The sequence below is a fragment of the Siminovitchia terrae genome, assembly GCF_003605405.2.
Classification (GTDB): Bacteria; Bacillota; Bacilli; order Bacillales; family Bacillaceae_C; genus Siminovitchia; species Siminovitchia terrae.
Genome location: NZ_QYTW02000056.1, coordinates 1 through 4,169, shown reverse-complemented (window position 1 = coordinate 4,169; position 4,169 = coordinate 1). Strand labels below are relative to the sequence as shown.

Annotated in this window: 2 protein-coding genes and 2 pseudogenes; all 4 read right to left on the bottom strand. The window is 37.4% G+C overall.

Annotated elements, in window-relative coordinates; all coding sequences use genetic code 11:
- Positions 1-642 (bottom strand): annotated as a pseudogene (locus tag D5F11_RS25600) (ATP-grasp domain-containing protein); the annotation flags it as partial.
- 1,683 nt (positions 643-2,325) lie between these two features.
- Positions 2,326-2,742 carry a CotY/CotZ family spore coat protein gene (locus D5F11_RS25590; protein ID WP_120119602.1) on the bottom strand — a complete coding sequence of 139 codons (417 nt, stop codon included), beginning with the start codon at positions 2,740-2,742 and terminating at the stop codon, positions 2,326-2,328.
- 95 nt (positions 2,743-2,837) lie between these two features.
- Positions 2,838-3,857 carry a YheC/YheD family endospore coat-associated protein gene (locus tag D5F11_RS25585; RefSeq protein ID WP_120119603.1) on the bottom strand — a complete coding sequence of 340 codons (1,020 nt, stop codon included), beginning with the start codon at positions 3,855-3,857 and terminating at the stop codon, positions 2,838-2,840.
- Between the two features lie 11 nt (positions 3,858-3,868).
- A pseudogene (locus tag D5F11_RS27125) lies at positions 3,869-4,169 on the bottom strand (ATP-grasp domain-containing protein); the annotation flags it as partial.

Here is a 4,169-nt window from a genome sequence, read left to right as displayed (position 1 = left end):
AGCAACAATATTTATTTTCCCATTATGCACAAGCACTTCCACTAAATATTGTGGTCCGTCTAAATATTCCTCAAGTAATATTTGTTGATCCGGATATATCTTTAAAAATTTCTTAATAGCCTTTTTCAATTCATATTTATTTTCAACTAAATAGACATCCTTCGATGCGTTTGAAAGCGGTGATTTAACAATTAATGGAAAAGAGTGTTCTTTATTAATAAAATCGGTTATATTGGCCATCGGCTGCAAAACTTCAAATTTAGGAGTTGTTGGATTTTCTTTTAATGCTCTTCTTGTTGCCGTTTTATCTTCCATGTTCCTCAACGCTTCTACAGATATATTTGATTTGCATAATTCATTTGAAAGCTGTGCAGCTAATGATACGAACGGATCTACAAAACTAATAATTGCATTAATGATTTTTCCCTGTATTTGAAGCTGGCTAATCTCCGTTCGAATAAGATCCTCTGTCATTTTATCGAAATGAATCATTTGTTTAATATCCGGGAATTCTTTCCTTCGCTTTAAAAATCTTTTTTTCTCAGTAAACAAAACTGTGATAAAACCTAATCGAGCAGCAGCTTTTACTGCCTCTCTACTCGAACCCCTTTTTGATGTTTCAATAAAAATGATAGTCTCCACTTTTTAACACTCTCCAAACTTAGTCTAAATGATTATGAAGTCTCTAAGCCTCCTAGTATTTTCGCCTTGCGATAAAGTGACGTTTTACAAAAATCTCTCATTCGGCTTTGAAAAGAGTTCGAAGAACCAAGATGATGCAATGGTATGCTATTTGAACAATATGGTACGGACATCCCGTTAATTATTCTTCTCTTTTACTTGATTGAGTCAATAGACCAACCATCATTTTCTTTCTCACGTAAATCACCTTTTTATTGTATATACTGTATATACATATGAACTATCAAAGGGGGATGTATAGGTCAACACTATATAAATTTTAACTTTCGATGCTACAATCCTATACATGGATAGGAAAAAACATGGGATTATAACTTTTTAACCCGATAACAGCCTTTCCTTTATAAAGAGGCTCGAAAGTCTACAACTTGTGCCAATGGCCATTGCTCACCCCAAAGTTCTTTCAGAATGTTGTGGGATTTCCCTTTGGTCTGCTATGATATTTTAAAAAACAGTGTACAGACCTTCGCACCAATCTTTACGGATTTCGGAGTGTTTGAGTATCATGTTTTGGAAGATGGTAGTTTAAGTGCCCTTGATGGTCGGCAGCTCATCTCCCTCACAAGGGACAACGGGTTGATCCCGATTGCAGTCATTACCAATTTGACGGAGAGCGGGTTCAGCACTCAATTGACCAAGAGAATTACCAAATGCGCCTTGGCGTATTTGCGCCCAGATTTTATCGAGCTTCGCTCGATATCNCGGGTTCAGCACTCAATTGACCAAGAGAATTACCAAATGCGCCTTGGCGTATTTGCGCCCAGATTTTATCGAGCTTCGCTCGATATCTGAAAATCTGTGGCATCCGCCGGAGGCTTTAACTTTATTCAGCCGAGGTTTGAACCTCCACTGAATGGAATACTAATAGGCATTCATCTCACCACTTATAGAAGTGGGAGACTTCTGCTGAATCAAGTTAAATAACCCGACACTTCGGCAACGGGCAATCAATACATTGGTAGTGTTTTTTGTTATTTCAGGAATATTTTATATCGGTACAATTAGGAAGTACTATGCGACAATGTAGAAATACAAATAATCCCTGGCGGGAGGAGAACAAAATAATAATGGCAGTTTCTACTGCTAAACCTGTGGTGGACTTTCACTACCAAGTTAGCCCATCCCGGGCGCACGAGAAAAGCGGAAGCGCTCGTTTAGCGACGTACAAACTGAACCGAAATGCGGAAACGCCTTGATCAGCCCCGACAAGCATAAGACGATTCCCGAGGAGGCAGCACTTCAGCCACCACAGGAATTGGCTTATGACCCCGAGGGGTTAGGCGTTGAGCTAGACATGGAGTGCCTCTGACGAGATAAAGGGAAGGCCGTCTCAGACCGCCACATCCTGTGGCTTCGGCAGGCTCAAGGCGCGACATCCTGTCGCTTCGCTTGCACTAGGACTTCCTGTGCGTCGGTGGCACTTCCGTCGGAGCCGATGTTGACTTATCGTAGGAGGAGGTGCGAAGTTTGCTCGTCGCTGAGCGCTGGAGCTAGACAGTGAAAAATTATCCTAAGTTGTAAAATTTTATAGTTTCCTATACGCACAATGAAAACCACAACCTTTTTTATAAAATAGTTGTGGCCTTTGGCTGCTTATCAAAATCATGATCTCTAAATAAAACACTAATATTTTGGTTCAATAACGAGGAGTGGTCGATTGACTAGATTTGGAGGAAGCGGATTAATTGCGCAGAAACAATTTAAATCCACAGTAATACAGCTTTTCGTTTTCCGAAGCGAGTACATATCATCATCAAATGAGTTAATCGGATTTCCGTCCATATCTATTGCTTCAAGTAGTGATAATTCTGCACAGCAAGTCTCTTCATCTAATTTTTCTAATCGAAAAAAAGGAGTTACTATGCACTGTGTGAATGCTTTTAAAGGTTTTTGATTGTTTTTCATAAAAAGCATAAAAGGAATGGTATCTGTCGTAGTAGACATACATACAAACTGAAACTCCATATGTTGACCAGATATTATACTTTGTTCCTTTTGCAATGTTTTCATTGCAATACAAATGCAATTTTTTTTATCCACCTAGACTTCCCCCTTTTTGGCGGATAATTCCGAATGTCCTATAGTACTATTGTATTGTAAATAACTAAGAAAGGGGTGGGTTATTGTACTTCAATTTAACGAATTTTTTTTTGATTAGCGAGATAAGCAGCATATGGAATTGTATTCATTGCAGCGTCCAATTCCCGATATACATACCCCGGCCTCCAGTTCACTTCAAAAATCCAGGGCTTTTTATTTTCGTCGATTCCAATATCAATCCCCAGTTCGTCTAATCGATTATTATATAAGCCGTCAAACTTTTGTGAAAAACGTATGGAAAACTGTTCTAAAATCCTTTGTATATCGTAGCTTTCCAAACCATATTCTTTATCCAAAAAAGATTCGAGCTTTCCGATATAGCCCCCAGAACTAACATTACTAATAATTCGATCATCTGAACCGATACGTGGATAAATTAACGTAATTCCCCAATCACCTGAACCATTTTTTTGAACATGAATTCGAAAATCAAACGGGAATCCGTCCTTCGTCTTACTTAATATATAAGGTTGAACGAGATATGCCTTCTCATTAATAACTGTTTCAATTTTTGAATGAAGTTCGGTTTCACTAACAGTTTTCCGATGAGAACCTTCTAACAAATCAATCTGATCTCCATTCCGTTCAATAAAAATCAATCCTTTTCCCTGGCTTCCTGATAAAGGCTTTATAATTATTTTATTGAATTGTTCTAATGCTCTAAAAACCCCAGATGGATCCTTGATTACTTCAGTTGGTATTAAATAATGAGCGAATTCAGGTATTTTCTTTATTCTTCTGTATACTTTTAATTTGTTACCAATTGGGTGACTAGTAAAAGGAATTATTTTTTTCAGCTCCCAATATATTTTTTTCTGAGATAAAGTTTTCATATTGGCAGCATTATAAATCACATCTGGAAAAGCCATTTCTTTTAGAAGCCAATTTCCATTTTCATATTGATAGCCGTGTATGATTTTTTCTTCAAATCTAACACCACCTGGAGAAAAGAAATAAAAATCAATACCTTCCATTTTTGCAACTGAAGCACAAGTATAAGCTTTTTTAATTTCATGAGGATGTTTTCTATAATGAAGCATTCCAACCGTAACCATTATATCTCCCCCTATAACGGTTCCAAATAGAATTTTATATTTCTACTAGCATTCACTGCGTTTGCCTTTGCTTCATCTAAGTTATTTCCGGTCGCTATAACATATCCGTTACGATGCCCCATTGATTCAGCGGGTCTCATTATTGCTCCTTTACGAGGCTTAATATAAACTTCTCTTACTCCAGGTTCTTTAGAAGCTCTATTTTTACCTGTAACTTTTAAAAGACGTCCACGTGAGTCAATAGTAAGATAATGGGTATAGATATGTTTCTCATGTTTTCTTATTAAATTAGGTTCATCACCAAGATAAAGT

What these genes read in the sequence shown, in the direction of transcription:
- D5F11_RS25585 (WP_120119603.1), bottom strand. Translation starts at nt 3,857, where the DNA reads ATGGTTACGGTTGGAATGCTTCATTATAGAAAACATCCTCATGAAATT.